General features: G+C 63.8%; 20 protein-coding genes and 2 tRNA genes. 16 read left to right on the forward strand and 6 right to left on the reverse strand.

Annotated elements, in window-relative coordinates; translation table 11 throughout:
• Nucleotides 1-3: 3 nt before the first annotated feature.
• Nucleotides 4-2,091: a prolyl oligopeptidase family serine peptidase gene (locus GC088_RS01940; RefSeq protein ID WP_323960238.1), complete on the reverse strand. Its 2,088-nt coding sequence runs from the start codon at nt 2,089-2,091 to the stop codon at nt 4-6.
• A gap of 152 nt (nt 2,092-2,243) precedes the next feature.
• Between GC088_RS01940 and GC088_RS01945 the strand changes: the two genes are divergently transcribed.
• The gene (locus tag GC088_RS01945) at nt 2,244-4,634 is read left to right on the forward strand and encodes an ATP-binding cassette domain-containing protein (protein WP_323960239.1); all 2,391 of its coding nucleotides are present in this window, start codon (nt 2,244-2,246) and stop codon (nt 4,632-4,634) included.
• A gap of 42 nt (nt 4,635-4,676) precedes the next feature.
• On the forward strand, nt 4,677-6,593 hold the full coding sequence (locus GC088_RS01950; protein ID WP_323960240.1) for an FAD/NAD(P)-binding protein: 1,917 nt from the start codon (nt 4,677-4,679) through the stop codon (nt 6,591-6,593).
• 128 nt (nt 6,594-6,721) lie between these two features.
• Here GC088_RS01950 and GC088_RS01955 read toward each other — a convergent pair whose 3' ends face one another.
• The 3 genes from GC088_RS01955 to GC088_RS01965 all read right to left on the reverse strand — a co-directional run bounded on the left by GC088_RS01955 (nt 6,722) and on the right by GC088_RS01965 (nt 10,272).
• Nucleotides 6,722-9,382: an ExeM/NucH family extracellular endonuclease gene (locus GC088_RS01955; RefSeq protein WP_323960241.1), complete on the reverse strand. Its 2,661-nt coding sequence runs from the start codon at nt 9,380-9,382 to the stop codon at nt 6,722-6,724.
• A 192-nt stretch (nt 9,383-9,574) separates the two neighbouring features.
• The gene (locus GC088_RS01960) at nt 9,575-10,084 is read right to left on the reverse strand and encodes a septum formation family protein (RefSeq protein ID WP_323960242.1); all 510 of its coding nucleotides are present in this window, start codon (nt 10,082-10,084) and stop codon (nt 9,575-9,577) included.
• Between the two features lie 100 nt (nt 10,085-10,184).
• Nucleotides 10,185-10,272: transfer RNA gene (locus GC088_RS01965), tRNA-Ser, on the reverse strand.
• An 87-nt stretch (nt 10,273-10,359) separates the two neighbouring features.
• On the opposite strand from GC088_RS01965, the gene GC088_RS01970 reads away from it, so the two are divergent.
• The 14 genes from GC088_RS01970 (at nt 10,360) to GC088_RS02035 (ending at nt 22,967) form a co-directional block, all read left to right on the forward strand.
• Entirely contained in the window at nt 10,360-11,337 is a 978-nt protein-coding gene (locus tag GC088_RS01970) for an NAD(P)H-quinone oxidoreductase (protein WP_323960243.1), read from the forward strand.
• 92 nt (nt 11,338-11,429) lie between these two features.
• Nucleotides 11,430-11,669, forward strand: a complete 240-nt coding sequence (locus GC088_RS01975) for a hypothetical protein (RefSeq protein ID WP_323960244.1) — start codon at nt 11,430-11,432, stop codon at nt 11,667-11,669.
• 151 nt (nt 11,670-11,820) lie between these two features.
• Entirely contained in the window at nt 11,821-14,118 is a 2,298-nt protein-coding gene (locus GC088_RS01980) for a carbon starvation CstA family protein (RefSeq protein ID WP_323960245.1), read from the forward strand.
• Nucleotides 14,118-14,294 (forward strand): YbdD/YjiX family protein, encoded by a 177-nt coding sequence (locus GC088_RS01985; RefSeq protein ID WP_323960246.1) that lies wholly within the window; start codon nt 14,118-14,120, stop codon nt 14,292-14,294. Before GC088_RS01980 ends, GC088_RS01985 begins: the two co-directional genes overlap by 1 nt.
• A gap of 111 nt (nt 14,295-14,405) precedes the next feature.
• Nucleotides 14,406-14,654 (forward strand): hypothetical protein, encoded by a 249-nt coding sequence (locus GC088_RS01990; protein ID WP_323960247.1) that lies wholly within the window; start codon nt 14,406-14,408, stop codon nt 14,652-14,654.
• 36 nt (nt 14,655-14,690) lie between these two features.
• The gene (locus tag GC088_RS01995; protein ID WP_323960248.1) at nt 14,691-15,338 is read left to right on the forward strand and encodes a bacterial proteasome activator family protein; all 648 of its coding nucleotides are present in this window, start codon (nt 14,691-14,693) and stop codon (nt 15,336-15,338) included.
• 6 nt (nt 15,339-15,344) lie between these two features.
• Nucleotides 15,345-15,800, forward strand: a complete 456-nt coding sequence (locus GC088_RS02000) for a hypothetical protein (protein WP_323960249.1) — start codon at nt 15,345-15,347, stop codon at nt 15,798-15,800.
• Between the two features lie 66 nt (nt 15,801-15,866).
• Nucleotides 15,867-16,706 (forward strand): aldo/keto reductase, encoded by an 840-nt coding sequence (locus GC088_RS02005; protein WP_323960250.1) that lies wholly within the window; start codon nt 15,867-15,869, stop codon nt 16,704-16,706.
• A gap of 104 nt (nt 16,707-16,810) precedes the next feature.
• Nucleotides 16,811-17,875, forward strand: coding sequence for a lactonase family protein (locus tag GC088_RS02010; protein WP_323960251.1), 1,065 nt, complete (start codon nt 16,811-16,813; stop codon nt 17,873-17,875).
• 49 nt (nt 17,876-17,924) lie between these two features.
• Entirely contained in the window at nt 17,925-19,829 is a 1,905-nt protein-coding gene (locus GC088_RS02015) for an amylosucrase (protein ID WP_323960252.1), read from the forward strand.
• A gap of 84 nt (nt 19,830-19,913) precedes the next feature.
• Nucleotides 19,914-21,062 (forward strand): zinc-dependent alcohol dehydrogenase, encoded by a 1,149-nt coding sequence (locus GC088_RS02020; RefSeq protein WP_323960253.1) that lies wholly within the window; start codon nt 19,914-19,916, stop codon nt 21,060-21,062.
• Between the two features lie 8 nt (nt 21,063-21,070).
• The gene (locus tag GC088_RS02025; RefSeq protein WP_323960254.1) at nt 21,071-21,652 is read left to right on the forward strand and encodes a hypothetical protein; all 582 of its coding nucleotides are present in this window, start codon (nt 21,071-21,073) and stop codon (nt 21,650-21,652) included.
• 497 nt (nt 21,653-22,149) lie between these two features.
• On the forward strand, nt 22,150-22,614 hold the full coding sequence (locus GC088_RS02030; protein WP_323960255.1) for a DUF4145 domain-containing protein: 465 nt from the start codon (nt 22,150-22,152) through the stop codon (nt 22,612-22,614).
• Entirely contained in the window at nt 22,611-22,967 is a 357-nt protein-coding gene (locus tag GC088_RS02035; RefSeq protein WP_323960256.1) for a hypothetical protein, read from the forward strand. Before GC088_RS02030 ends, GC088_RS02035 begins: the two co-directional genes overlap by 4 nt.
• A 111-nt stretch (nt 22,968-23,078) precedes the next feature.
• Here GC088_RS02035 and GC088_RS02040 read toward each other — a convergent pair whose 3' ends face one another.
• Complete coding sequence (locus GC088_RS02040; protein WP_323960257.1) at nt 23,079-24,053, reverse strand: tyrosine-type recombinase/integrase; 975 nt, start codon at nt 24,051-24,053, stop codon at nt 23,079-23,081.
• A gap of 98 nt (nt 24,054-24,151) precedes the next feature.
• Nucleotides 24,152-24,224: transfer RNA gene (locus GC088_RS02045), tRNA-Thr, on the reverse strand.
• Nucleotides 24,225-24,232 lie beyond the last annotated feature (8 nt).

Here is a 24,232-nt window from a genome sequence, read left to right on the forward strand (position 1 = left end):
GGACTAGAGCTGCCCGGTGAGAACCTTCCACACGAACTCGTAGGACATTGCGTGCATCCGTGCCGCCTGGCGGTTGTCCGACGCACCGGCGTGCCCGCCCTCCAGGGCTTCATGAAACCAAACATCGCGAATGCCGAGCGATTTCATCCGGGCTGCCATCTTGCGTGCCTGCACGGGGCCAACCCGGTCGTCGCTCGTAGCCGTCCAGATCAGTGTCTTGGGGTACTCGACATCCTCGCGAAGACGGTGGTACGGCGAAAAGGTTTGCACGTACTCCCACTGCTCAGGCTTGTCGGGGTCGCCGTACTCCGCAATCCAGGAGTAACCCGCCGAAAGCTTTGTGTAGCGCTTCATGTCCAGCAGCGGGACACCGCAGGAGATCGCCCCGAACAAGTGTGGGTAGTGGGTGAGCATGTTGCCCACGAGCAGGCCCCCATTGCTGCGGCCGGTACAGCCAAGCAGTTCCGGCCGCGTCACGCCCCGGTCAACCAGGTCCTGTGCGATGGCTGCGAAATCCTCGTAGGCGCGATGCCGGTTGGCATGCAGCGCCGCCTGGTGCCAGGCCGGGCCGTACTCTCCGCCCCCACGGATATTCGCCAGCACGTACACGCCATGGCGTCCGTCTTCAGTCCGGCGTTCCAGCCACCCGCGTCCGATCACACCGCTGTAGGCCGGAGTCATCGCGTGCTCAAAGCCGCCATAGCCCGAGAGCAGGGTGGGATTGCCGCCGTCGAGCACCAGGTCCTTCGACGCCACCTGGAAATAGGGCACGCAGGTGCCGTCCTTGGACTCCACGAAGTGCTGCTCGACTGCGAAGGCAGCCTCGTCGAAGTACGACGGCGAGGCCTTCACTTCCCGGTGCTGCCCGCCTATGGTGCCGCGCACCACGGTGGTGGGGGTAAGGAAGCCGGTGGCAACGAGCCAGTAGTCGTTGCCGGCGTCGTCGTCTTCGTCGTCCACGGCGTAGGCATCCACTGCGTGCAGCGGAGGGCAGGCATCGAGGATTTCGGAAGACCAGCCTTTAGCCGGGCGGAGGACCCGGATCTCGGAGGACACGTCCCGCAGCAGGTTCAGGAGGAGGAAGTCCCGCGTCCAGCTCCAGGACTGCAGTGCGCTCTGGGCATCCGGCTCAAAGACGGTGGTCAGCTTGCGGTTGCCGGAGAGGAAGTCCTCGAGAAGGACCGCCTGCAGGGAGCCGGCGCGGTACGTTTCGCCGTCGAGCTCGTAGTCGGTCCGGGGGCGCAACACCAGCCACTCACGGTGCAGGGACACATTGACGTCATCGGGAACGTCGATGTGGACCCACTTCCCGTTACGGCGCAGGTACGTCCTGCTCGAGTAGAAGTCGACGATGTGAGCGGCGATGTCGCGTTCAAACCCCGGCGTCTGGTCACGGACCACCACGGCCATCATCGAGTTTTCCGGAATCTCGAAGGACAGTTCCGCGGATTCCAACGGCTGTCCGCGCCGGAGCGTGCGGACCGTCCGCGGATAGGAACTGGTGGTCATGCTTCCGGGCCCGAAATCCGTTGCGACGTGCAGGGCGTCGGGACCCGCCCAGCTGATGCGGCTCTTGGCGACCGGAATGTCGAATCCGCCCTCAACAAAGGCGCGGTCAACGACGTCGTACTCACGGTAGCGCTGCGCGTCGCCGCCGTCAGGAGAAAGCGCGATCAGCGCCCGCCGGTACGGTTCACCCTCCGCGGGGCGAAGGAACTGCGCGCCGCCCCAGACCCAGTCCTGGCCTTCCGCCTCAGCGAGTTCATCGACGTCGAGCAGGATGTCCCAGTCCGGTGAGTCAGTCAGGTAGCTGTCCCAGGTGGTGCGGCGCCAGAGACCCTTCGGGTGTTCCCCGTCTCGCCAGAAGTTGTAGTAGTACTCGCCGCGCTTGCCCACCATGGGGATGCGGTCGGTGGCGTCCAGAACCTCCAGCAAGCGCTGCTCCGAGGCGAGGAAAGCGTCGTTGATCAGTGCATCCTCGGTCACTGCATTTTCGCTGCGCACCCACTCAAGCGGTTTGTCGCCGTAGATGTCCTCAAGCCAGAGGAATTCGTCGTCGAGCGCTGGATCGGACTGGGAGGTTGAAGTCATGCCGTTATCTTAGGCAACCGGCCCGGAAAGCTCACGCAATCGCCCCTGCCGAATCATCCTTTTGGGTCTGCCGTCGGTGCGTCCGCAACTGGTTGAATAGTGCCGTCCGCGCCGGCCCTATCCGGCGATCTCTTCACCCAGCCGGAGGCATCATGAGCACCGCCACGAGGGCAGACCTGGAGTCCGAAGAGGAGCACCGGGCCGACAGCCACGACGTCATCCGTGTGCAGGGGGCGCGGGAGAACAACCTGAAGGACGTCAGCGTGGAGCTGCCCAAGCGGCGCCTCACGGTCTTCACTGGAGTCTCCGGTTCCGGCAAAAGCTCCCTGGTGTTCGCGACGATCGCGGCCGAGTCGCAGCGGATGATTAATGAAACCTACAGCGCCTTCGTCCAGGGCTTCATGCCCAGCCTCGCCCGGCCGGACGTCGACCTACTCGAAGGGCTGACGACGGCGATCATTGTGGACCAGGAGCGGATGGGCGCCAACCCCCGGTCCACCGTCGGGACGGCGACCGACGCAAACGCAATGCTGCGCATCCTCTTCAGCCGGCTCGGTTCGCCCTACGTCGGCCCGCCCACGGCGTACTCCTTCAACGTGCCCACCCGAAAAGCCAGCGGCGTGATGTCTACGGACAAGGGCGGACGGGTCGAGAAAAACGTTGTCAGCCAGGTCACCTATCTCGGTGGAATGTGCCCGCGCTGCGAGGGCATGGGCCACGTCAGCGACATCGACCGCACCGCCCTTTACGACGACACCAAGAGCCTTGCCGACGGCGCGCTGACCGTACCCGGCTACTCCATGGACGGCTGGTACGGCAGGCTTTTCGAGGGGATGGGGCTGCCGATGGACAAGCCCATCGCGAAGTTCACCGCCAAGCAGCTCGACACGATGCTTTTCGCCGAACCGACCAAGATCAAGGTCGAGGGCGTCAACCTGACCTTCGAGGGAATTATCCCCAAGATCCAGAAGTCCATGCTGTCCAGGGACCCGGACGCGATGCAGCCGCACGTGCGCAGGTTCGTGGAACGCGCGGTGACCTTCCAGACCTGCCCCGACTGTGACGGAACGCGCCTGACGAAAGAAGCCCTGTCCTCGAAGATCAACGGCAAGAACATCGCTGAGCTCTGCCGGATGCAGATCACTGACCTCGCCGAATGGGTGCGGGCACTCGACGAGCCCTCCGTCGCGCCGCTCCTCAAGGGTCTGCAGCACCTGCTGGACTCCTTCGCCGGCATCGGACTGGGGTACCTGTCGCTCGACCGGCCGGCGGGCACGCTTTCCGGCGGCGAGGCGCAGCGCACCAAGATGATCCGGCACCTTGGGTCCTCGCTGACCGACGTCACCTATGTCTTCGATGAGCCAACCATCGGCCTTCATCCGCATGACATCGAACGTATGAACACCCTGCTGCTGAAGCTTCGGGACAAGGGCAACACCGTCCTGGTTGTCGAGCACAAGCCTGAAACCATCGCGATCGCCGACCACGTTGTCGACCTGGGACCGGGAGCCGGCACCGCAGGTGGAACTGTTTGTTATGAGGGCACGGTTGAGGGCTTGCGCAACAGCGACACCATCACCGGCCGCCACCTCGACGACCGGGCGAAGCTCAAGGACACCCTCCGCTCTTCCGGGGGTGCGCTCGAAGTCCGCGGCGCGTCGACACACAACCTCAGGAACGTGGATGTGGATATCCCGCTCGGCGTGCTCTGCGTGATTACCGGCGTAGCGGGATCGGGCAAGAGTTCGCTGACCCATGGTTCGGTTGCCAAGCGTGATGAGGTGGTGGTCATCGACCAGGGTGCCATCCGGGGCTCCCGCCGCAGCAACCCTGCTACCTATACGGGGCTCCTGGAGCCCATCCGCAAATCCTTCGCCAAGGCCAACAACGTCAAGCCGGCGCTCTTCAGTTCCAACTCCGAGGGCGCCTGCCCCACCTGCAACGGCGCCGGCGTGATCTATACCGACCTCGGGGTCATGGCCACCATGGAAACGACGTGCGAGGACTGCGAGGGCAAGCGGTTCCAGGCGTCGGTCCTCGAGTACACGCTGGGTGGGCGCAACATCGCGGAGGTGCTCGCGATGCCGGTCGCTGAAGCGATGGAGTTCTTCGACAGCGCGGAAGCCCGCACTCCCGCGGCCCACAAAATCCTGGCGAGGATGACCGACGTCGGACTTGGCTACCTCAGCCTGGGGCAGCCGCTCACCACCCTCTCCGGCGGCGAGCGGCAACGCCTCAAGCTGGCCACCCAGATGGGTGAGAAGGGCGACATCTACGTACTCGACGAGCCGACCACAGGCCTCCACCTCGCTGATGTGGAGCAGCTACTGGGGCTGCTCGACCGCCTGGTGGACTCCGGCAAGTCTGTCCTTGTGATCGAGCACCACCAGGCCGTCATGGCCCACGCTGACTGGATCATCGACCTTGGTCCCGGTGCCGGTCACGACGGCGGCAGGGTGGTGTTCGAGGGAACTCCAGCACAACTCGTGGCCGAGCTGGGCACACTGACCGGCCAGCACCTGGCGGCGTACGTGGGCGCCTGACGGGCGGACGGGCGGGCACGTCGGGACCGATAACCTAGACGGATGAACGTAGAACGGGACGTGCGGGTAGCCATCATCGGCGCCGGCCCGCGCGGAACGTCCGTCCTGGAACGGCTGGTCTCCAACTGGCGGTCGCTGCCGGCTTCGGAACGGCCACGGGTTCGGGTCGATCTCATTGACCCCTATGAACCCGGCCCGGGGCATGTCTGGCGGACCGATCAGTCCCGTTCCTTCCTCATGAATACGCCGGCGCTGTTCCCCACCGTTGTACCGGTGGGCGAGGCTTCCGGCGCCCGTGCGCCTTCGATCGTGCCCGTCTCCTTCGAGGACTGGCGCCTCCGAATGCGGAAAGGGCCCGATGCCCGGCTCAGTGGGCAGGACGCGCGGGAACTCGCGGGTCTGAGCAGGACTGACTTTCCCAGCAGGGCGCTGTACGGCCGTTACCTCCAGTGGATCTTCGGCGTCATCATGGAGCAACTGGACGACGGTTTCGACGTCGTCGTGCACGCCGCCGAAGCCCAGCACATCGAGGCGCGGTTTCCCGGCTACCGGATTGAGCTCAGCGAGGGGACGCCGGTGGCCAGTGACGCCGTCGTGCTCGCACTGGGCCATCTTCCCGCCCAGCTCAACCGCGAGCAGGAACTCCTGCGCGACGGCGCCGCGCGCCTCGGGCTTCAGTACTGGCCGCCGAATGTGCCGGCCGACGTCGACTGGAACAGCCTCCCTGCGCGGAAACCAGTTCTGGTGCGCGGGCTGGGACTGAACTTCTTCGACGTCGTCACCCACCTCACCGAAGGCAGAGGCGGCAAATTCCTGCCGAGCGGTGAACATGCCGGCCGTGCTTTGACCTACCGGCCCTCGGGGCAGGAGCCGCGCATAATCGCCGCCTCACGTCGTGGCACCCCCTACCGGGCGAAGGCGAAGCTCGACACTTACGTTCCGCGCGGCATCCGCCTGCGTTACTGCACTCCCGAGCGCGCGGGGAGTTTTGCAGCCCGCGGCATCCTGCCGGGGTTCGATCACGACCTGTGGCCCCTGCTGCACCGCGACGCAGTCTGGGCCTACTACAGCACCCTGGCGCGAACCGACGGCCTTCCGAAGTCCTTCCTCGAGGCACTTCAGCTCGCCCTTGACGCCGAGAACCCGGTCTGGCAGGCCGAGCTTGAGAAACTGCTCGATCGCACCGTGCCGGCGGACCAGCGCCTTGACCTGGAGGCACTGGCCCGTCCGTTCGGGCGTCACCGGTTTGCCTCTCCGGAGGAGTACAACCAGGCGGTTCAGGCCTACCTGGAGGACGACGCCGCCGGTTCCGACCGCGGGGAGGATGATCCCCTCAAGATGGCGATCGGAGCTATGAACGCCGGACGGTCCGTGTTGAAGCAGATCGTGGCTGATGGAGGTCTGACCCAGGAGTCGTGGGCCTCCGAACTTCGTGGGTGGTTTGAGCCGCTGGTCGAGGGGCTTGCCAGCGGTCCGCCCGCTCTGCGCATCGAACAGCTGGCTGCCTTGGCGCGGGCCGGTGTCGTGCAGTTCGCCGGCCCGGCGCCCCGCTTCGAGCTGGATTTCGAGCAGGGCCGCTTCACGCTCTCCTCGCCTTGGGTGACAGGCGGAAAGTACGACGCCGGCGTGCTCGTGGAGGCGATGATGCCGGCGAACCGTGTGGCTGAGAACCGCTCGGTCCTGCTGCGGAGACTCATCGAGGACGGGCTGGTCCGGGCGAAAACCACCATGTCGAAGGATGGCGTCCCCGAGGTGTCTGCCGGGCTGGATGTGACCCGCCCACCGTATCGGGCGATCGGCACCAACGGCCTGGTGCAGGATGACATCTACGTCCTGGGGCTGCAGTTGACGTCGGTGCAGTGGGGCACGGCGATTGCCGCGGAGGCAGGCGCCTCGCTGGACGCGGGGGGTCGGACCCTTCGTGACGCCGACGATATCGCGCTCGCGATCCTCGCCTGAGACGAGACGAGACGAGACGAGACGAGACGACGCAAGCGACCCCCAACGGGAGAAGCGCTCCTCCGCCGGATGGTGAAGGAGCGCTTCTCTGTGTGTTTCTACTGGGCGGTAGCCCTGGTTAGCACTGGTTAGCCCTGGCCTGCCTCGGCGAGGCACTTGCGGTACTCGGACATCTGCTGCCCGTAGCTGTTCGGATGATCCTGTCCGGGGCCGCGCTTCGGCTTGGTGGGCGCAACGCAGTCGGCACCCTCAGCTGCCGGGGTGAGGTTCAGGCCGACGATGACCGGGTCATGGTCGCTGGCACGGAACTGGTCGGGTGAGTACAGGTTGGTTGCGTTGTAGTTGTAACGGCTGTACTCAAGCGCCACGGACTCCACGGCGTTGATGTTCCAGATGTCGACGCCGGAGACGGTGGCGTCGGCGGCCGGGGAAGCGAGGATGTGATCGAGTGACCCGACCAGGCCGGAGAAGACGTAGGAGTAACCGTCGGTCTTGGTGCCCTGGTTGATGTAGCCGGCTTCGTAGAAGACCTGCATGGGATCTTCAGCCGAGTACGAGTTGAAGTCGCCGGCGAGGAAGACCTTATCGGTGCCTTCTTCGACCTTCAGCCGGTCTGCAAATGCGACCAACGCGGTGGCCTGCTCCACACGATCGGGGTTGGAAGCACCCTGGCCGTCGCCCTGATCTGCATTTTCACCCGATCCTGAGCCTTTGGACTTGAAGTGGTTGGCGATCACGAGGAATTTGGTGGTGTCGTCTCCGCCGAGAACGTTGAAGGTCTGGGCGAGCGGCTTCCGGGCATTGGAGAAAGCGATGTTGTCATCGAGGATGACAGACTCGCCTACCGTTTCCACGACGGCCCTCTTGTAGATGAAGGCGGTGCGGATGACGTCCTCGTTCTCGAGTGCCGGAAGCACGGCAGGGGAGCGGACGTAGTCCCAGACGCCGGGGGCAGTCTCGTTCAGGGCCGCGGTCAGCGTTGCAAGGGCCTCGTCGCGATCCTTGCCGAACTTGGCCGAGTTCTCGATTTCCTCCAGCGACACAACGTCCGCGTCCAGTCCGTTGATCGCCTCGACGATCTTGGCTTCCTGGCGTTCCAGGTTCTCGGCGTTGGCAGCACCACGTGCATCACAGCCGCTACGCACGGTGATCGGGTTGCCGTCGCGGTCGGTGTAGTAGGTGCAACCGGTGAGCTGGTCGCCGGTGGTGATGAAGTAGTTGAGCACGTTGAAGGACGCGATCTTGACGTTGCCGCCCACTTCCTCCGGTGACTCCGGACGGTTGCCCTCGAAGGCAACCGGCTGCACTTCACCGGCGTTGGCGGCGGTGAGCGCCGTCAGCGGCTGGAACTTCCAGGAGCTGTTGCGGAAGTCGAGGATCACCGGGTCAAGGAACGTGGCCGAGGAGGTCACGCGTACCGGCTGCTCCGGGGTGATGTAGGGCAGTGGCTGGTCCTTGTTGGCGTCAGTCATGAAGTTGGTGGTGGCGCCGTCGTCGAGCTTGACAGCGCGGGCCGCGTTCTCGGCAGCCACGGCAGCGTTCTTGGGGGTTCCGGGAGGCGCGATCTCCGTGGGTTGGACCAGCGGCTTGTCGCCAACAGCCAGCGCGATCTCGCCGTACTGGTTGAGCTGGTAGTTGTCGGTGACAGTGAACTCACCGGTGGGATGCAGCAGCATGCCCTCCAGTGCTTCGCGGCCGGCGTTGTCCGCCGGGTAAGCGGTGGTCGCAGCCTTGACGGCCTCTGCCGGCTCGGACAGCTTGGTCATGCCGCCGGCTTCCACGGTGATCTGGGAAAGCCCGTAGTACTCTCCGGCGGTTCCGGTTACCTCGACGAAATCGCCTACTGCGACCTCGGCAACAGTAGCTCGGGAGTAGATGAAGATTCCGTCCGATGCCACGTGGTCGGCTGCGAGGTCGCCGCCGGTTCCCGGAGTCTGGATGTAGTAGCCGTTAAAGCCGCCGGTGGGGTAGGCAGCGGTGACTACGCCGCGGGTGGTGACGGTCTGTCCGTTGTAGGGGGTGGCCTCGCCGGTTCCCTGGATCTGGTCGATCGGAAGGACGGTACCCGGAGCGGGGGCTTCGGGTACCGGCTCCGGCTCGGGCTCCGGGTCGCCGGCACCCTGCTCGCCCGCGGAGTTGGTGGGCGTTACTGTTGCGGGCAGTGAGAAGTCATTCCGGTTGTTGTCCGTGTCCGCGCCGTCGGCGCGGTTCATGGACCGCTGGTTGGCCGTTCCTCCAGGGCCTTCCTCGGTGATGGTCTCAAAGGTGTTGGACGAGCCGTACCCGAGGAGATCGACAACTCCCGGAGCGCCAATTACTGAGCCGGTCGCGAGCGGGTCAAGCGCCGTTGCCTGATTGGACAGGACGATGGTTCCCGCGGAGCCGCTGAAGTTCAGCCCGCTGCGCACGTCCGGTGTGGGCAGCGCGGCGCCAACGGCGCCGGCGCCACCGTTGCCGGAACCCTCGATGAGGAAGTAGCCGTCGGCCGGAATAGTGCCGCTGAGCGTGGCAATACCGGTGGGCTTGGTTGTTGTACCCGCGGCCCGGTACTGCACGGACCAGCCGTCCAAACTGATCGGTGCATCCGTGGTGTTGTGCAGTTCCACGAACTTGCGGTTGAAGGGAGCGCTGGCACTGCCCCCGTTGACATAGGCCTCATTGATTATGACGCCGGTACCCGCCGCTGTTTCGACTGTTTCCTCTGCGCCGGCGGGCAGCGACGCGATCGGCGAGGCAAGCAGCCCCACCGACAGCGCTGAGCACAGCGCACCCCTCCACGAATTCCTCATTCGTCCTGTATCTCCTTGGCTTTGGCCGGATTGCGGCCGCGAGTGATGTTAGCTCTGGCATCGAGCTTCGGCGGAACAGGTCACGGGAGTGACGCTAGCTACTGCCGGTGACAAATTGGTCGGAGACAGCCAAACAGGTCCGGATGAACAGGCGGTGACGTCGTGGAAAACGGAGGAATGGAGGCTGTCGGGTTAGCGTTCTGAGCCGCGCAGGGTTCCGGTGGACAGCTCCCCTCCCGCAAGTCCTGCAAGGCAGGCGACGGAGCGGCCGCCGTCGTTGTTCCAGTTCTTCTCGACGGGGTAGAAGTACTGCAGGTCCAGTTCGGACTGGTCGTAATCCACCCCTACGAAGGCAGTGAATTCCTCGCGGCAGAACTCCTGTGCCTGGGCGTCTGCTTCGCCCGTCCCCGGATACTCTCCGGCAGGAAGTTCCGTGGTGGCGAAGACTTCGAAACCATGTGCCTCCGCGCAGGGGAGAACCTCGACGGCGGGGTCGGCAGCCGTGCCGGAATCGGTGATGCAGGTACCCGTCTCCAGGTCGCCGGCCGACAACCCTTCCGTTGCGCTTCCGGCCGAAGCGCTTTCGGAGGCTGAGGCAGGGCGGGGTGTGTCGTCGTCGTTCCCCGTACTGCAGCCGCTCACCATGGCGGCCAGGGCCACCGCTGCAGCAGACAGGAACAGCCTTGTTCTTGTTGAGGGCATTTTCGGAGCCTATCGGATGCGCTCTCCCTCCGGTGCCGACTTAACGACAAGGCACCCCGCCCTGACGGAACGGGGTGCCTTCGTGAGCTCTGCTCAGGTGCGGAAGGTAAGGGATTCGAACCCTTGAGACGGGGTTACCGTCCACTGGTTTTCAAGACCAGCTCCTTCGGCCGCTCGGACAACCTTCCTCAAGGGAATAGTGTTTCATGCGGAGCAGGCTGCACAAAACTCCCTGTGGAACCCTCCAATCCCGATTCATCCGCGGAAAGGACGCCATGAAAGCCGTAGTGCTGAAAGAGCCCGGCGGACCGGACGTGCTTCAGGTCGCCGATGTCGAACCGCCCCGTCCCGGCGAGGGGGAGGTCCTGATCGACGTGGTCGCTGCCGGGCTCAACCGGGCCGACGTGCAACAGCGACGTGGTGTGTACCCGCCGCCTCCCGGAGCCCCCGAATATCCGGGACTTGAAGTGTCCGGCCGTGTCGCCGACGCAGGCGAATCGGCATTCAAGGTGGGAGACGCCGTCGACGCACTGCTTGCGGGTGGCGGCTACGCCGAGCAGGTGGCTGTCCCGGCGGGGCAGGTGCTGCCCGCTCCCGACGGCGTGGACCTCCTTGCGGCAGCGGCGTTACCGGAGGTGGCGGCCACCGTTTATTCGAACCTGGCCATGACCGCCGGTCTCCGCAGCGGGGAGACCGTGCTGATCCACGGCGCTTCCGGTGGCATCGGGACAATGGCAATACAGTTCGCGCGCGCCCTCGGCGCGCGGACGGTTGTCACAGCGGGATCGGACGCGAAACTCGACTACGCGCGTTCCCTCGGAGCCGAGGCGGGCATCAATTACCGGGAGCAGGACTTCGTCCGCGAGGTCCGTGAAGCGACCGGGGGGCGCGGCGCGGACGTGATTCTCGACGTCGTCGGCGCCAAGTACCTTGGACAGAACGTTGATGCGTTGGCCGTCGGTGGCCGCCTTGTGGTCATCGGGCTGCAGGGCGGGGCGAAAGCGGAACTGGATCTCGGCAAGCTCCTTACCAAGCGCGCCTCCGTCACAGGAACCACCCTGCGCTCGCGGCCTGTGGAAGAGAAGTCGGCCATCATGGCCGCAGTACGGGAACACGTCTGGCCGCTCGTCGCGGACGGTTCGCTTTCGATGCCGGTGGACCGGGTTTTCCCGCTGGATGAGGTGGCGCAGGCGCACGAGTACTTCGATTCCGGGCAGCACAAAGGGAAGGTGCTTCTGCGAATGGGAAGCTGAGGCCGCTTCCTTTGTAACGGGACAATAAGGCTGCTTTGTATATCCCTGCAGGTGTGTCAAGCTGAATTCCACTGCAAGTGCAAGGAGGAATCATGGCAAAGCACAGGGCTGAAGGCGAACCTGACGCAAAGTCCCAGCAAGGAGACGACAAGTCCGGGCTGGAGCGCGCGGCTGAAAGCTGGGCTGAGAACGTCGCTGACCAGGTGAACGACGGCGTCCGCAGCAGCGACCGGGACACTGCCGATGAGGGTGCGGACCCGCGAACCGAGTCGCACTCCAGTGTCAGCGAAGGGTCCAATTCCCGCGACGGCCGGGACGATCCGACCCACTGACGCGGCGGCACCGTACCCCGCACGGCGCCACTCATCTCAGGGGAGGAGCCGCTGGGCGCTTCCCGACTTCGAGGGCCGCGATTTCGTGTGACCTGGCACTCATTTGATTGCTACCTTCGATGAGTTAATCCACTCAATTCCAAGGAGCATCATGAGTGAGAAATACGAGGGGCGGGGGCGTGCGGACGCCGGTCGTGCCCGAGGTGATGGGGACGCCGACGTCCTCGTCCAGGATCCAAACCTGCCGCCCACCGCGGTTGACCCCGAGCAGGAAAGCCGCGGCTGGACGCCGTTGAAGATTGCCGTCTGGGTAGGCATTGCGCTGCTCGGAGGCGTCAGCTGGACAATGCTCGCCATTGTGCGCGGCGAGACCGTGAACGCGATGTGGTTCGTCTTCGCAGCTGTCTGCACGTACTTCATCGCCTACCGCTTCTACTCCAAGTACATCGAGCGCAAGCTCCTTCAGCCGAATGACCGGCGGGCAACCCCTGCCGAGTACAAGGCCGACGGCAAGGACTACGCGGCAACCGACCGCAGGGTCCTCTACGGCCACCATTTTGCTGCCATCGCCGGCGCCGGGCCTCTGGTCGGGCCCGTCCTCGCCGCGCAGATGGGCTACCTGCCCGGAACCATCTGGATCATCATCGGCGTCATCCTGGCCGGGGCCGTGCAGGATTACCTCGTCATGTTCTTCTCCATGCGCCGTGGCGGCCGCTCCCTCGGCCAGATGGCGCGCGAGGAACTGGGTGTCATCGGTGGAACCGCAGCGCTCATCGCCACCCTGACGATCATGATCATCATCGTGGCCATCCTCGCTCTCGTGGTGGTCAACGCCCTCGGAGAAAGCCCATGGGGCGTCTTCTCCGTCTCGATGACCATTCCCATCGCGCTCTTCATGGGCGTGTACCTGCGCTTTCTCCGCCCCGGCAAGGTCACCGAGGTGTCCCTGATCGGGTTCGCACTCCTCATGCTCGCCATCATTGCCGGCGGCTGGATCGCGGAGACCGAGTGGGGCGTCGCACTCTTCACCCTCGATCGCGTGACCATCGCCTGGGGCATCATCGTCTACGGCTTCATCGCCGCGGTTCTGCCCGTGTGGCTGCTCCTTGCCCCTCGTGACTACCTCTCGACCTTCATGAAGATCGGCACCATCGTCATGCTGGCGGTCGCGATCATCATCGTCCGCCCTGAGATCAACGTGCCCGCCTTCAGCGAGTTCGCTGGACGTGCCGACGGTCCGGTGGTTCCGGGAACACTCTTCCCGTTCCTGTTCGTCACCATCGCCTGCGGTGCGCTCTCCGGTTTCCACGCCCTGATCTCCTCGGGAACTACCCCGAAGATGATCGAGAAGGAACGCCAGACCCGTTTCATCGGTTACGGCGGAATGCTGATGGAGTCATTCGTGGCCATCATGGCGCTGGTCGCCGCCCTTTCGATTGACCGGGGCATCTACTTCGCGATGAACTCATCGGCGGCTGCCACCGGCGGGTCCATCGAGGGCGCAGTCGCGTTCGTCAACGGTCTTGGACTCACGGGCGTGAACCTCACACCCGAGGCCCTCAGCACCCTCGCCGAGAACGTCGGCGAGGAGTCCATCGTCTCCCGTACCGGCGGTGCCCCGACCCTCGCCGTCGGCATCGCACAAATCATGCAGGGACTCGTCGGCGGCGCAGGCATGATGGCGTTCTGGTACCACTTCGCGATCATGTTCGAAGCCCTGTTCATCCTGACCGCGGTCGACGCCGGAACGCGCGTTGCGCGCTTCATGCTGCAGGACAGCATCGGCAATTTCGTCCCCCGCTTCAAGGACACTTCATGGCGGGTGGGCGCCTGGCTCTGTACAGCCATCATGGTGGCGGGCTGGGGAGCGATCCTGATCATGGGCGTCACTGATCCGCTCGGCGGCATCAATACCCTGTTCCCGCTGTTCGGCATCGCGAACCAGCTGCTTGCCGCAATCGCGCTGGCCGTCTGCATGGCGATCTGTGCGAAGAAGGGTGCGTTCAAGTATCTGTGGATCCCGGCACTGCCCTTGGCGTTCGCCGCAGTGGTGACCATCACGGCGTCGTTCCTCAAGATCTTTTCGCCGGTACCGGCGGTGGGTTACTGGGCCAACCACTTCGCGTTCCGGAACGCGCTCGCGGCCGGGGAGCAGAGCTTCGGCAACGCCCCAACGGTCCAGGCAATGGAAGCGGTGATCCGAAATACGTTCATCCAGGGAACGTTGTCCATCGTGTTCGTGGTGCTGTCCATCATCGTGATTACCACGGCGATTCTGGCCACCATCAAGGCCTACCGGACGGGTGGAGGACGCAGCATGGAGGACCCGGCGGTGCCTTCGCGCACCTACGCGCCTTCCGGCCTCATTCCGACGCCGGCCGAAAAGGAGCTCGAAGCGCGGTGGGCTGAACTGCCGCACGACAAGAAGCCGGCACGGGCAGGTCACTGATGAGCGTCAAGGAGCTGATCTGGCTCTTCAAGGGAGTGATGGGCGAGAACGCCTACCAGCAGTATCTTGACCATCACGCAACCACGCACAGTGGAGAGCCACCCATGACCGAGCGGCAGTTCTGGCGGGACAAGACGGACCGCCAGGACTCCAATCCCGAGGGCCGCTGCTGCTAGTCCAGGCTCCGGCACTTCCATGCGGATCAGGCGGGTTCGACACGTTCGAAGCCGCCTGATCCGCACCCAACCTCCTAGCGGCCACCGATCATCCCGTGGTTTGCTAAGTGGATGACCGAGAACCTCCCAGAACACCTTCGCGAAGACATCGGCGAACCCACGCCGGAGGCAGTGTCCGAGGACCAGCACCTCCAGCAGGACGTCAACATCCCCCAGGAACAGAACGACGGCGGCCCTGAATTCAGCAACGACCGCTACACTTCCGGGCAGCTAAACGCCGGCCAGCAGGTACCCGGGGTAAGCCCGGCGGGTGAGTACCACAAGGGCAGGCAGGAAGAACTGGAAGACGGAGGCAGCTGACCCTGCGCCCGCAATCCACCGTGAGAGCATAAACGTATGACCGAACAGCAGCCTGAGCATCCAACCCTCACGCCTGAGCAGGCGGCAAAACATAATCAGGAGAGCCCTGTTCTCCTCGGCAAGCTCGACGCCGGTCGCGGCCTCCCCGAAAGGGACGACGACGGCGGAAGCCCCCGTGGCCAAAAGGGCCCGGCGAAGCTCACCGAACTTGTGGACGAGCCCGCCAAGGTCATGCGCATCGGCACCATGCTCAAGCAGCTGCTGGAGGAGGTACGGAGCGCTCCACTCGACGACGCCGGGCGGACGCGCCTCGCCGAAATCCACGAGCGGTCCGTGCACGAGCTCGAGGACGGACTGGCGCCGGAGCTGGTTGAGGAACTTCACCGAATCAATCTGCCCTTCACCGATGATTCCGTCCCCACCGATGCTGAGCTGAGGGTGGCGCAGGCACAGCTGGTCGGCTGGCTCGAGGGACTCTTCCACGGAATCCAGACCGCGCTTGCCGCACAGCAGATGGTCAACCAGCAGCTCGCGGCACAGCTCCAGCTGAAGCAGCTGCCTCCCGGAACCGTGATCGCTCCCGGTGTTGTGGTGGGAGAGGACGGCGAGCCGCGGCGCTCTGCCGGTCCCCGCCCCGGTCCTGAGAAGAGGCCGGATACGCACGGCCCCGGCCAGTACCTCTAGGATCCGGTGGCTTTCTTCGCCGCGGCCCGTCAGGGCCGCAGGGATGACGCTGAGTTGGGCACCGGCGTATGGCGCCGCGCGCACGACCGGTTCCGGCGCGGCCTTGACCGCTACCACCAGATCCTGGAGGGCGTGGACGACGACGACGTGTACAACGAGCTCGCGTCCCTCGCCAACGAACTGGCCCAGCTCCTGCCCCGCGTTCGGGCAGTGTGTGTGGCCGCACAGGCGCAGTCACCCAGCGACGGGCTCGACATTCCGGGGGCGCTGCTCCAGGTCCACCGCTCGCTGTCCCGGGCAGGCAATGCTGTGGCAACAACTGCGGAGGCTGCGGCCATGGCGCGCCTGGACGGCGAACGCTGGGGCATCGCGTCAGCCGGACTCGAAAACGTGCGCCGACGGGCTGAAGTGGTTGCTGAAGACGTGGTCGAGGCCGAACGTTTGCTCTCCGGGGCCAGCTAGCGGAATACATCGGTGCAACGCCCAGTTGCCACCAACGGACAACAATCCGGCATGTGAAAGGGATACATGAGTACCTCACCAAACCTGACGTTCAACGACGGCCGCACCATCCCGCAACTGGGCTACGGCGTGTGGCAGGTTGACGACGCAACGGCGGAAGACGTCGTCGGGCGCGCCTTCAAGGCGGGCTACCGCCACATCGACACCGCCAAGATCTACGGCAATGAGGCAGGTGTGGGCCGTGCGATCGCCGCTTCCGGGCTGACGGACGACGAGCTGTTCATCACCACCAAGCTGTGGAACGCCGATCAGGGCTACGAGAGCACGCTGGAAGCCTTCGAGGGCTCGATGGAACGGCTCGGCCTCGAGACCCTGGATCTCTACCTGATCCACTGGCTTCAGCCCAAGCGCGGCAAGTACGTGGACACCTGGAAGGCCCTCATCGAACTGCAGAAGCGCGGACGGGTCCGTTCCATCGGCGTCTCGAACTTCACCGTCGAGGCTCTGCAGGAAATCATCGACGAGACCGGGGTTGTGCCCGCGATCAACCAGGTGGAAACCCACCCGTACCTGAACCAGGCAGAACTCCGCGCCTTCGAAGCCGAGAAGGGAATCCTCCACGAGTCCTGGTCACCTCTCGGCTCCGGCAAGGGCCTCCTCGACGACCCTGTGCTGGCTGACATCGCCGAGAAGCGCAACGCCACCCCGGCACAGGTTGTCCTGGCCTGGCACCTTGCCCTCGGCAGCGTGGTCATTCCCAAGTCCGTGACCGAGTCCCGAATCATCGAGAACTGGGGCGCGCTCGACGTAACCCTTACCGATGAGGACATCCAGGCCATCAACGCGCTGGACAAGGGCGAGGCAGGCCGTATCGGTGCGAACCCCGCTACCGCGGACTTCGCATAAGCCGGAAGCCCCATCCGGAAGTACATGCACCGCATGCGTTGGATTCAGCGCATGCGGTGCGTTGCTTTTTCCGGGCACAGCCTTATATGGGCACAATGTTCTGCATGAGCGGAGACAGCGGGGACCTGAAGGATTCAGTCGACTTCTGGATCGGCGGTTATCAGGCAGAGGGCAGCGAGCCGGGCTCGGGCGAGGGAATCTGGCGGGTGACGCTCGATGTTCGGAGCGAGCAACTCACCGGCAAGCGGCAGGTCATTACGACGCCGGTTCCCTCCTTCGTTGCACGGCACCCTTCGAAGCCGGTGCTTTACGCCGTGGCCGAGAGCGACGAGGGCAGCGTGTCGGCCTTCAACATCGCGAACGGCGCCCTGGAACACCTGCTCACGGCGCCGACCGGCGGGTCCTTCCCCTGTCACCTGCGTGCAACGGCTGATGCGCTGTGGGTGGCCAACTACGGTGACGGCGTTGTCACCCGCTTCAAACTGGACGACGACGGCGTCCCGACCGGTGATCCCGACGTGCACCGTCACGCAGGTTCGGGCCCCAATAGCGAGCGCCAGGAAGGCCCGCACGCCCACTATGTGCACGACGTCGGTGGCGGCTCGGTCTGGGTGAGTGACTTGGGCACCGATCAGCTGCGCCGGATCACCTCCGCCGGTGCCGACGGGATTGCTGCAGTGTTGCCGGCGGGCACAGGACCACGCCACATGGCCACCCTGCCGGGTGGCGCCGTCGTCGTTGTCGGCGAACTAGACGCACGGCTGCATGTGCTCTCGGCGGACGGAAGGGAAGTTTTACATGCGGGCCGGCGGGCGCTGGCACAGGATGTGCCGCAGGGAGAGCCCTGCCAGCCATCGCACCTGGCGATGGGAGTTTCCGAAGGTACCCGCAGCCTCCTGTATGTGGCGTCCCGTGGTCCGGACGTGCTGTCGGTGTTCGCGGTCGAAGAGGATCAGTCGCTGTCCCATCTGTCTGACACCCACGTTGGCGGTTCCTGGCCGCGTCACTTCGCGGTGGTGCCGGACAACCGTGGATCAGGGGATCTCGTGCTGGTCGCGAACCAGTACTCGTCCACGCTGGACCTGCTAAGGATGACGCCGGCAGGGTCTGCCGAGCACGTAACATCCCTGGACTTCGTGGCGCCTTCCTGCGTGCTGCCGGTCACGTAGCCATTCCCGTCTGGCAGGATGGGGTCGAAACCTGGCGGCTGGAGGACCCATGACTGATCTGCACAACCTGGACGGCGCTAGCAGCAGTATCCGGGAGGCAGTGCGGAGCGGTAGCGGATCCGAGGGAATCGACTGGTCCGACTTCAACCGGCGGTTCGACGAGCATTTCCCCACACTGCACCGGTTGTTTGAGGAGCTGTACGGCGACCGCGCCGATTGCCTGGACGAACTCACGCAGCTGGTGCTGCTTGCCGCGCGGTCATGGGCTGCACGCTCGGCCGAGTTGAAGGAACTCGACGCCGAAAGGGAACGCCAGGGCGCGTGGTTCCTCGGCAATGACATGCTCGGCGGCGTCTGCTACGTGGACAGGTACGCCGGGAACCTCGACGGGGTACGGGAACGCATCCCGTACTTCAAGGAGCTGGGGCTCACCTACCTCCACCTGATGCCGCTGTTCCTGGCGCCGGAACCGCTGTCCGACGGCGGTTATGCGGTCTCGAGCTACCGCGAGGTCAATCCGAAGCTGGGCACCATGGAGCAGCTCCGGGAATTGGCCGCGGAGCTGCGAAGCGAGGGCATCAGCCTCGTGGTGGACTTCATCTTCAACCACACCTCCAATGAACACGAGTGGGCTGTCAAGGCAGCTCAGGGGGACCAGCGCCACAGCGGCTACTACTGGATCTTCCCTGACCGCACCATGCCCGATGCGTTCGAAGCCAACGTGCGTGAGATTTTCCCGGAGGACCATCCCGGTTCGTTCGTCCAGCTCGACGACGGACGCTGGGTCTGGGCCACCTTCCACACCTTCCAGTGGGACCTGAACTACTCCAACCCGGAAGTCTTCCGCGCCATGGCGGAGGAGATGCTGTTCCTGGCCAACCAGGGCATCAGCATCCTCCGCATGGATGCCGTCGCGTTCATCTGGAAGCAGCTCGGAACCGCCTGCGAGAATCTGCCGCAGGCCCACCTGCTGCTGAAGGCATTTAACGCCGTCTGCAGGCTCGCAGCACCCTCCCTGCTCTTCAAATCCGAGGCTATCGTGCACCCCGACCAGGTTGCCGAGTACATCGACCCGGGGGAGTGCCAGCTGTCCTACAACCCCCTCCAGATGGCGCTGATCTGGGAGTCCATGGCCACCCGGGACGTATCCCTCCTGTCACAGGCGCTACGACGACGGCACAACCTCCCGGGAGGCACCTCCTGGGTCAACTACGTGCGCAGCCACGATGACATCGGCTGGACCTTCGCCGACGAAGACGCCGCAGAGCTCGGCATCAACGGCTTCGGACACAGGCGCTTCCTGAACTCCTTCTACGTGAATCGCTTCCCGGGCAGCTTTGCCCACGGAGTGCCGTTCCAGGACAACCCGAAGACCGGTGACTGCAGGATCTCCGGAACGACGGCGTCACTCCTTGGGCTGGAACAGGAGCCTTCCGCGGCGGTGGAGCGCATCCTCCTTGCCCACTCCATCATCCTCAGTACGGGCGGGGTCCCCTTGATCTACCTGGGTGACGAGGTCGCACAGAGCAACGACTACACGTATGCCGACGAACCCGGCCACGAGTTCGACAGCCGGTGGGTGCACCGGCCGAACTATCCGGTCGAGTCGTACGCCCAACGCTCCGATCCGCGGACGCCGCAGGGCAGGGTCTTTGCCGGCCTGAAGCGCATGATCGAGGTGCGGTCGGCCACGCCCGAGTTCGCCGGCACCCACCTCGTGGGCTTCGAAACGCACAACCGCCATGTGCTGGGCTACCAGCGGCCCTCGCATGATTCCGTGGTGCTGGTCCTCGCCAACTTCGCCGATACGCAGCAGGTGATTTCCGCAGAAACGCTGTCGGGTTTCGATGGTGCCGCGGAGAATTTGCTGACCGGAGCCCCCGAGCGGATTGGGGGAGGGGTGCAACTGGATCCGCGCAGCTTCCGCTGGCTGCGGGTCAGACCGGTCCGCTGATGATCCAAAACGGTTCCGCTATCCACCGGGGCTGTTCGACAGTATGCTTACTATTTCGGACAGGTAGCCCACAGTGAGGCAGCGATGCGAGCAATGGTGTACCGGGGACCGTACAAGGTCCGCGTCGAGGAAAAGGACATTCCCAGGATCGAGCACCCGAACGATGCCATCGTTCGGGTAACCAGGGCGGCCATCTGCGGCTCCGACCTGCACCTCTACCACGGCATGATTCCGGACACCCGCGTAGGAACCACTTTCGGGCACGAATTCATCGGCGTTGTGGAAGAAGTCGGCAGTTCCGTCCGCAGCCTGAACCCGGGGGATCGGGTGATGGTGCCGTTCAACGTCTACTGCGGATCCTGCTACTTCTGTGCGCGCGGGCTCTACTCGAACTGTCACAACGTCAACCCGAACGCGACGGCAGTGGGCGGGATCTATGGCTACTCGCACACCACCGGAGGGTACGACGGCGGTCAGGCTGAGTTCGTGCGTGTGCCTTTCGCGGACGTGGGGCCCTCTCTCATTCCGGACTGGCTCGATGAGGAAGATGCCCTCCTTATGACGGACGCACTGGCCACCGGCTACTTCGGCGCGCAGTTGGGTGACATTGTCGAGGGGGACACCGTCGTCGTCTTCGGTGCCGGGCCGGTTGGCCTCTACGCGGCGAAGTCGGCGTGGCTGATGGGGGCGGGCAGGGTTCTGGTTGTGGACCAACTGGAGTACCGGTTGGAGAAGGCGCGGACCTTCGCACACGCGGAGACATACAACTTCAACGAGTACAACGACATCGTGGTGGAGATGAAGAAGGCCACTGACTACCTCGGGGCCGACGTCGTGATCGATGCGGTCGGAGCCGAGGCCGACGGCAATTTCCTGCAGCACGTCACCGGAACAAAGCTTAAGCTCCAGGGAGGTTCGCCCATCGCGCTGAACTGGGCGATTGATTCGGTCCGGAAGGGCGGGACCGTCTCAGTGGTGGGCGCCTACGGCCCGATCTTCAGCGCGGTCAAGTTCGGAGACGCGGTGAATAAGGGGCTGACGCTTCGGATGAACCAGTGTCCGGTGAAGCGTCAGTGGCCGCGGTTGCTGGAGCACATCCGGAACGGGTATCTGAAGCCCAATGAGATTGTCACCCATCGAATACCGCTGGAGCATATCGCCGAGGGGTATCACATCTTCTCGGCCAAGCTGGATAACTGCATCAAGCCGCTGATCGTGCCGAGCGGGACCTAGGAGGAGCCGTGCATTCAACGCCCTACGTCGCGAACAAGCAGAAGAACGGTGAAACGCGGGAAGAATTGAAGGCCCGCATTCCCGGATGGGGGGCAGATCTTGACCCCGCCGACCGGCCGTCGTTCCCGCGGGAGCGGTTCGATCCGGCGGCTACCGGCGCCCACTGGGACGTGCCGGAACCGCAGCCCGGACGTGAGAACCGGGAACGGTCGATTGAGCACGAAGCTGTTCCGCCGGTGTTCGGTACCTCGGTGCCGCTCAAGGGCGCGTCAGGGATGATCCGGCGATATGCCTACTCATCATTCAGCGAGGGACGCGCCGCGCACTGGCTCCTGCTCATCCTCGGGGACCGGGTCGATGCGTGGGAGAGCCACCTCCGATCCTTCGCGTCAACGAAACCGGACAACCCGATCACAGAGACAGGCATCCTGTCGGAGCCGCGGCGGCGCGGGCTTGCGTCCCGGTTCGGGGTCGGGAGGTCCGACATCAACCACCAGTGGATTGATCCCCTGATCGTCGGCGGACCATGGGTAGCAGCAGCCGGGGTGGCCGTGCTCGTGGGCAAGAGGATCGCGAGAAGACGCGCCTAGAGTGGACCGGCCAGTGCGGGCACCAGATCCCGGGCACAAAAAGAGCCTCCTGCCAGAATCGAACTGGCGACCTTCTCATTACGAGTGAGGTTGTTTCCCTCGGTGAGCTCTGGGGATTTCCCCGCAGAAGTGACGAAAAAGTGACATAGCACCTTTGGAACTGACTCCTATGACAGGGAATGTCACAGCTCGAGCCTTGGTTCTGGACGAGCTCAGCAGGAGCCGTTCCCGCCGTTAGACTGGCTTTCTCGGCAGCGAATCAATTGCGCGGGCGTGGGGACAAGTACCGAAGAGTAGTAACGGGGGATTCAGTGGCTACGAATAAGTGCGGATGGTGTGGCACTTTCACGCATATGACACCGTACGGGACGGCTCAGATTACGGCTACCCCGGAAAGTTATATCGTCGAGGGCGTGTTCCGATGCGATGAATGCCGACGGTTGAGCATCGGTTCAGGTTCCTACCTTCAGCGCCCAGGTGGTCAAGACGCCGTGAACATGAGCGATTTCTGGATTACGCAGAAGCCCGATGTATGGGCACCCCAGTACGTTGAGGGACAAGCCCCTGCAGATGTTCCGCAAGCCATTGCCAAAGCGGCTGGTGAAGCTCACCGTGGACACAGCATCGGGAACTACATGTCGGCCATCCTGATGGCTCGCACAGTTATTGAGGCCACAGCCAAGGACAAGGGGATCGGTGTGCGCGGCCTCCAGCCGAAGATTGAGGAACTTCGCGCGCGGGAGTTCATCCGTGAGCATGTCAAAGAGGAAGCGCATGAGATTCGCCACTTCGGCAACGACATGGCGCACGGCGACTTGGACATACCGGTTGTAGAGGAGGACTCGGCGGAAGTGCTGACTCTTATGGACGAGATACTCAACGAGGTCTACCAAAGTCCTGCCAGGCTGGCTGCCGCTCGCGAACGTCGCTTAGCCCGTCGCGACATCGGCTCTCACGCATGAACGTCGAGGTAGCGTCTCTACTTGCTCAGGTCATACCTGTATTTGTGGTTCTCATCAATGTGGAAGCCGCCTTCGTCGATCTCTCGTCGATGAGGTTATGGTTGCGACGGGTCATCGTCCTCGTCAGATGGGTTCTAACGGGATTTGGGCTCACGGCTGTGGTTGTTTGTGTTCACCGCGTGTATCGGGGCGATCGTAATCATGTCTCGGGACTTATTGAGTTCAACGAAGTCGCAGCCATGTACGCCTTCCTTGGACTTGTGATTTTCTCCTTTCTGATGTTGTTCGCCGTTCATTCCCGCGAAGCCAAGAAGCTTAGCCGTGGCGCTGAAAAATTTGGGTCATTGGAGTAAGGCGACTTGCTTAAGGGCTAGCGCCCCCGACTGGTGCAAACGCGTGGGTAAGTCGTAGAAGGTGGCTCAAGCTCACCTTCTCGCCTCAACTGTGGATCTTGCTCGGGTCTCTCAAGCCCACCCGTTAAGTGTGATGGTGTCATTCAGGCGGCTCGCGCTATCGTGCAGGTCGTCATCAAAAAGCCCAGCGTAGGTGTCGAGCGTCATGGTTGCGGAGGCATGGCCAGCTATTCGTTGAACGACCTTCACGTTGGCACCAGCACTGATGGCTAGACTCACCGCAGTGTGGCGCAGGTCGTGGAAAGTTGGACGGGGGAAGGTGGGATCAGCTTCGGTTACGGTAGCGATGGCACGGGCGTAGTGCCGTCGAGTCCAAGTGTTATTCCGCATCACCGAGCCTTGCGGACTGCTGAACAGTCGCTGGCCGGGGGAGCGGGTGGAAACCAGTTCTGCAACTCGATCGGCGAGTATCCGAGGAACGGGAACCACTCGCTTCTCCCCACCTTTCGTGGGTCCAAGAAGTAGCTTTCCTCCAACCTCTACATATGCCTTCGTGATAGCGATGGAAGGACGATCTCCTATTCGCACGTCTTCGGCAACGAGCGCAGTGATCTCACCCCATCGAAGCCCGCATGTTCCAGCGAGCATTATGAACAAGGAATGCTTACCGGATGCGAGGGCGAGCGATACCAACTGCGGCATGGTTAGGTAGACATGCTCTCGCAATTTTTGCTTTCCCGGTACGTAATCGGTACTGCCAGTCGGATCCTTGGTGGGATTGGTTGGCAGCAGTCTGCGCTTCACGGCGAAACCCATTAGTCGCCCGAATAACAGTGCGACCTCGCGGCGCGTCGTGACGCCGGCTGCTCGACCGTCTCGCCCTTTAAGCTGAGAGATCCAGGACGCGGTGTCGTCATAGGACACGTTGGTGAGAACCGTCGCTCCCCAGCGGGGACGCACATAATTGCGGTAGAAGCGCGCGTAGTTGTCCACCGTCTTGGGGCTTGCGGCCTTGCGACCGGTAGCACCGCTGGTGCGCGATCGTGGTGGCGTTGCTTGAGGTGACGAAAAAGTGACGGCCTTCAAGGGAAAGAGGGGGAGTATGAGATACCCGAACGGCGGGCCTGCATGATGGGCGATATGAAAAACCCCCGGTAACTCAACGGTTCCGAGGGGCTTCGCGGAGCCTCCTGCCAGAATCGAACTGGCGACCTTCTCATTACGAGTGAGACGCTCTACCGACTGAGCTAAGGAGGCTGGTTGCG

It is taken from the genome of Arthrobacter sp. JZ12 (assembly GCF_035189165.1).
GTDB lineage: Bacteria > Actinomycetota > Actinomycetes > Actinomycetales > Micrococcaceae > Arthrobacter_D.

Coding starts and splice junctions, on each gene's coding strand:
- GC088_RS01955 (WP_323960241.1), bottom strand. CDS start 9,382: ATGAGGAATTCGTGGAGGGGTGCGCTGTGCTCAGCGCTGTCGGTGGGG.
- GC088_RS02010 (WP_323960251.1), top strand. CDS start 16,811: ATGAGCGGAGACAGCGGGGACCTGAAGGATTCAGTCGACTTCTGGATC.
- GC088_RS02035 (WP_323960256.1), top strand. CDS start 22,611: ATGAACGTCGAGGTAGCGTCTCTACTTGCTCAGGTCATACCTGTATTT.
- GC088_RS01980 (WP_323960245.1), top strand. CDS start 11,821: ATGAGTGAGAAATACGAGGGGCGGGGGCGTGCGGACGCCGGTCGTGCC.
- GC088_RS01990 (WP_323960247.1), top strand. CDS start 14,406: ATGACCGAGAACCTCCCAGAACACCTTCGCGAAGACATCGGCGAACCC.
- GC088_RS01960 (WP_323960242.1), bottom strand. CDS start 10,084: ATGCCCTCAACAAGAACAAGGCTGTTCCTGTCTGCTGCAGCGGTGGCC.
- GC088_RS02005 (WP_323960250.1), top strand. CDS start 15,867: ATGAGTACCTCACCAAACCTGACGTTCAACGACGGCCGCACCATCCCG.
- GC088_RS01975 (WP_323960244.1), top strand. CDS start 11,430: ATGGCAAAGCACAGGGCTGAAGGCGAACCTGACGCAAAGTCCCAGCAA.
- GC088_RS02020 (WP_323960253.1), top strand. CDS start 19,914: ATGCGAGCAATGGTGTACCGGGGACCGTACAAGGTCCGCGTCGAGGAA.
- GC088_RS01945 (WP_323960239.1), top strand. CDS start 2,244: ATGAGCACCGCCACGAGGGCAGACCTGGAGTCCGAAGAGGAGCACCGG.
- GC088_RS01995 (WP_323960248.1), top strand. CDS start 14,691: ATGACCGAACAGCAGCCTGAGCATCCAACCCTCACGCCTGAGCAGGCG.
- GC088_RS01940 (WP_323960238.1), bottom strand. CDS start 2,091: ATGACTTCAACCTCCCAGTCCGATCCAGCGCTCGACGACGAATTCCTC.
- GC088_RS01985 (WP_323960246.1), top strand. CDS start 14,118: ATGAGCGTCAAGGAGCTGATCTGGCTCTTCAAGGGAGTGATGGGCGAG.
- GC088_RS01950 (WP_323960240.1), top strand. CDS start 4,677: ATGAACGTAGAACGGGACGTGCGGGTAGCCATCATCGGCGCCGGCCCG.
- GC088_RS02015 (WP_323960252.1), top strand. CDS start 17,925: ATGACTGATCTGCACAACCTGGACGGCGCTAGCAGCAGTATCCGGGAG.
- GC088_RS01970 (WP_323960243.1), top strand. CDS start 10,360: ATGAAAGCCGTAGTGCTGAAAGAGCCCGGCGGACCGGACGTGCTTCAG.
- GC088_RS02030 (WP_323960255.1), top strand. CDS start 22,150: ATGAGCGATTTCTGGATTACGCAGAAGCCCGATGTATGGGCACCCCAG.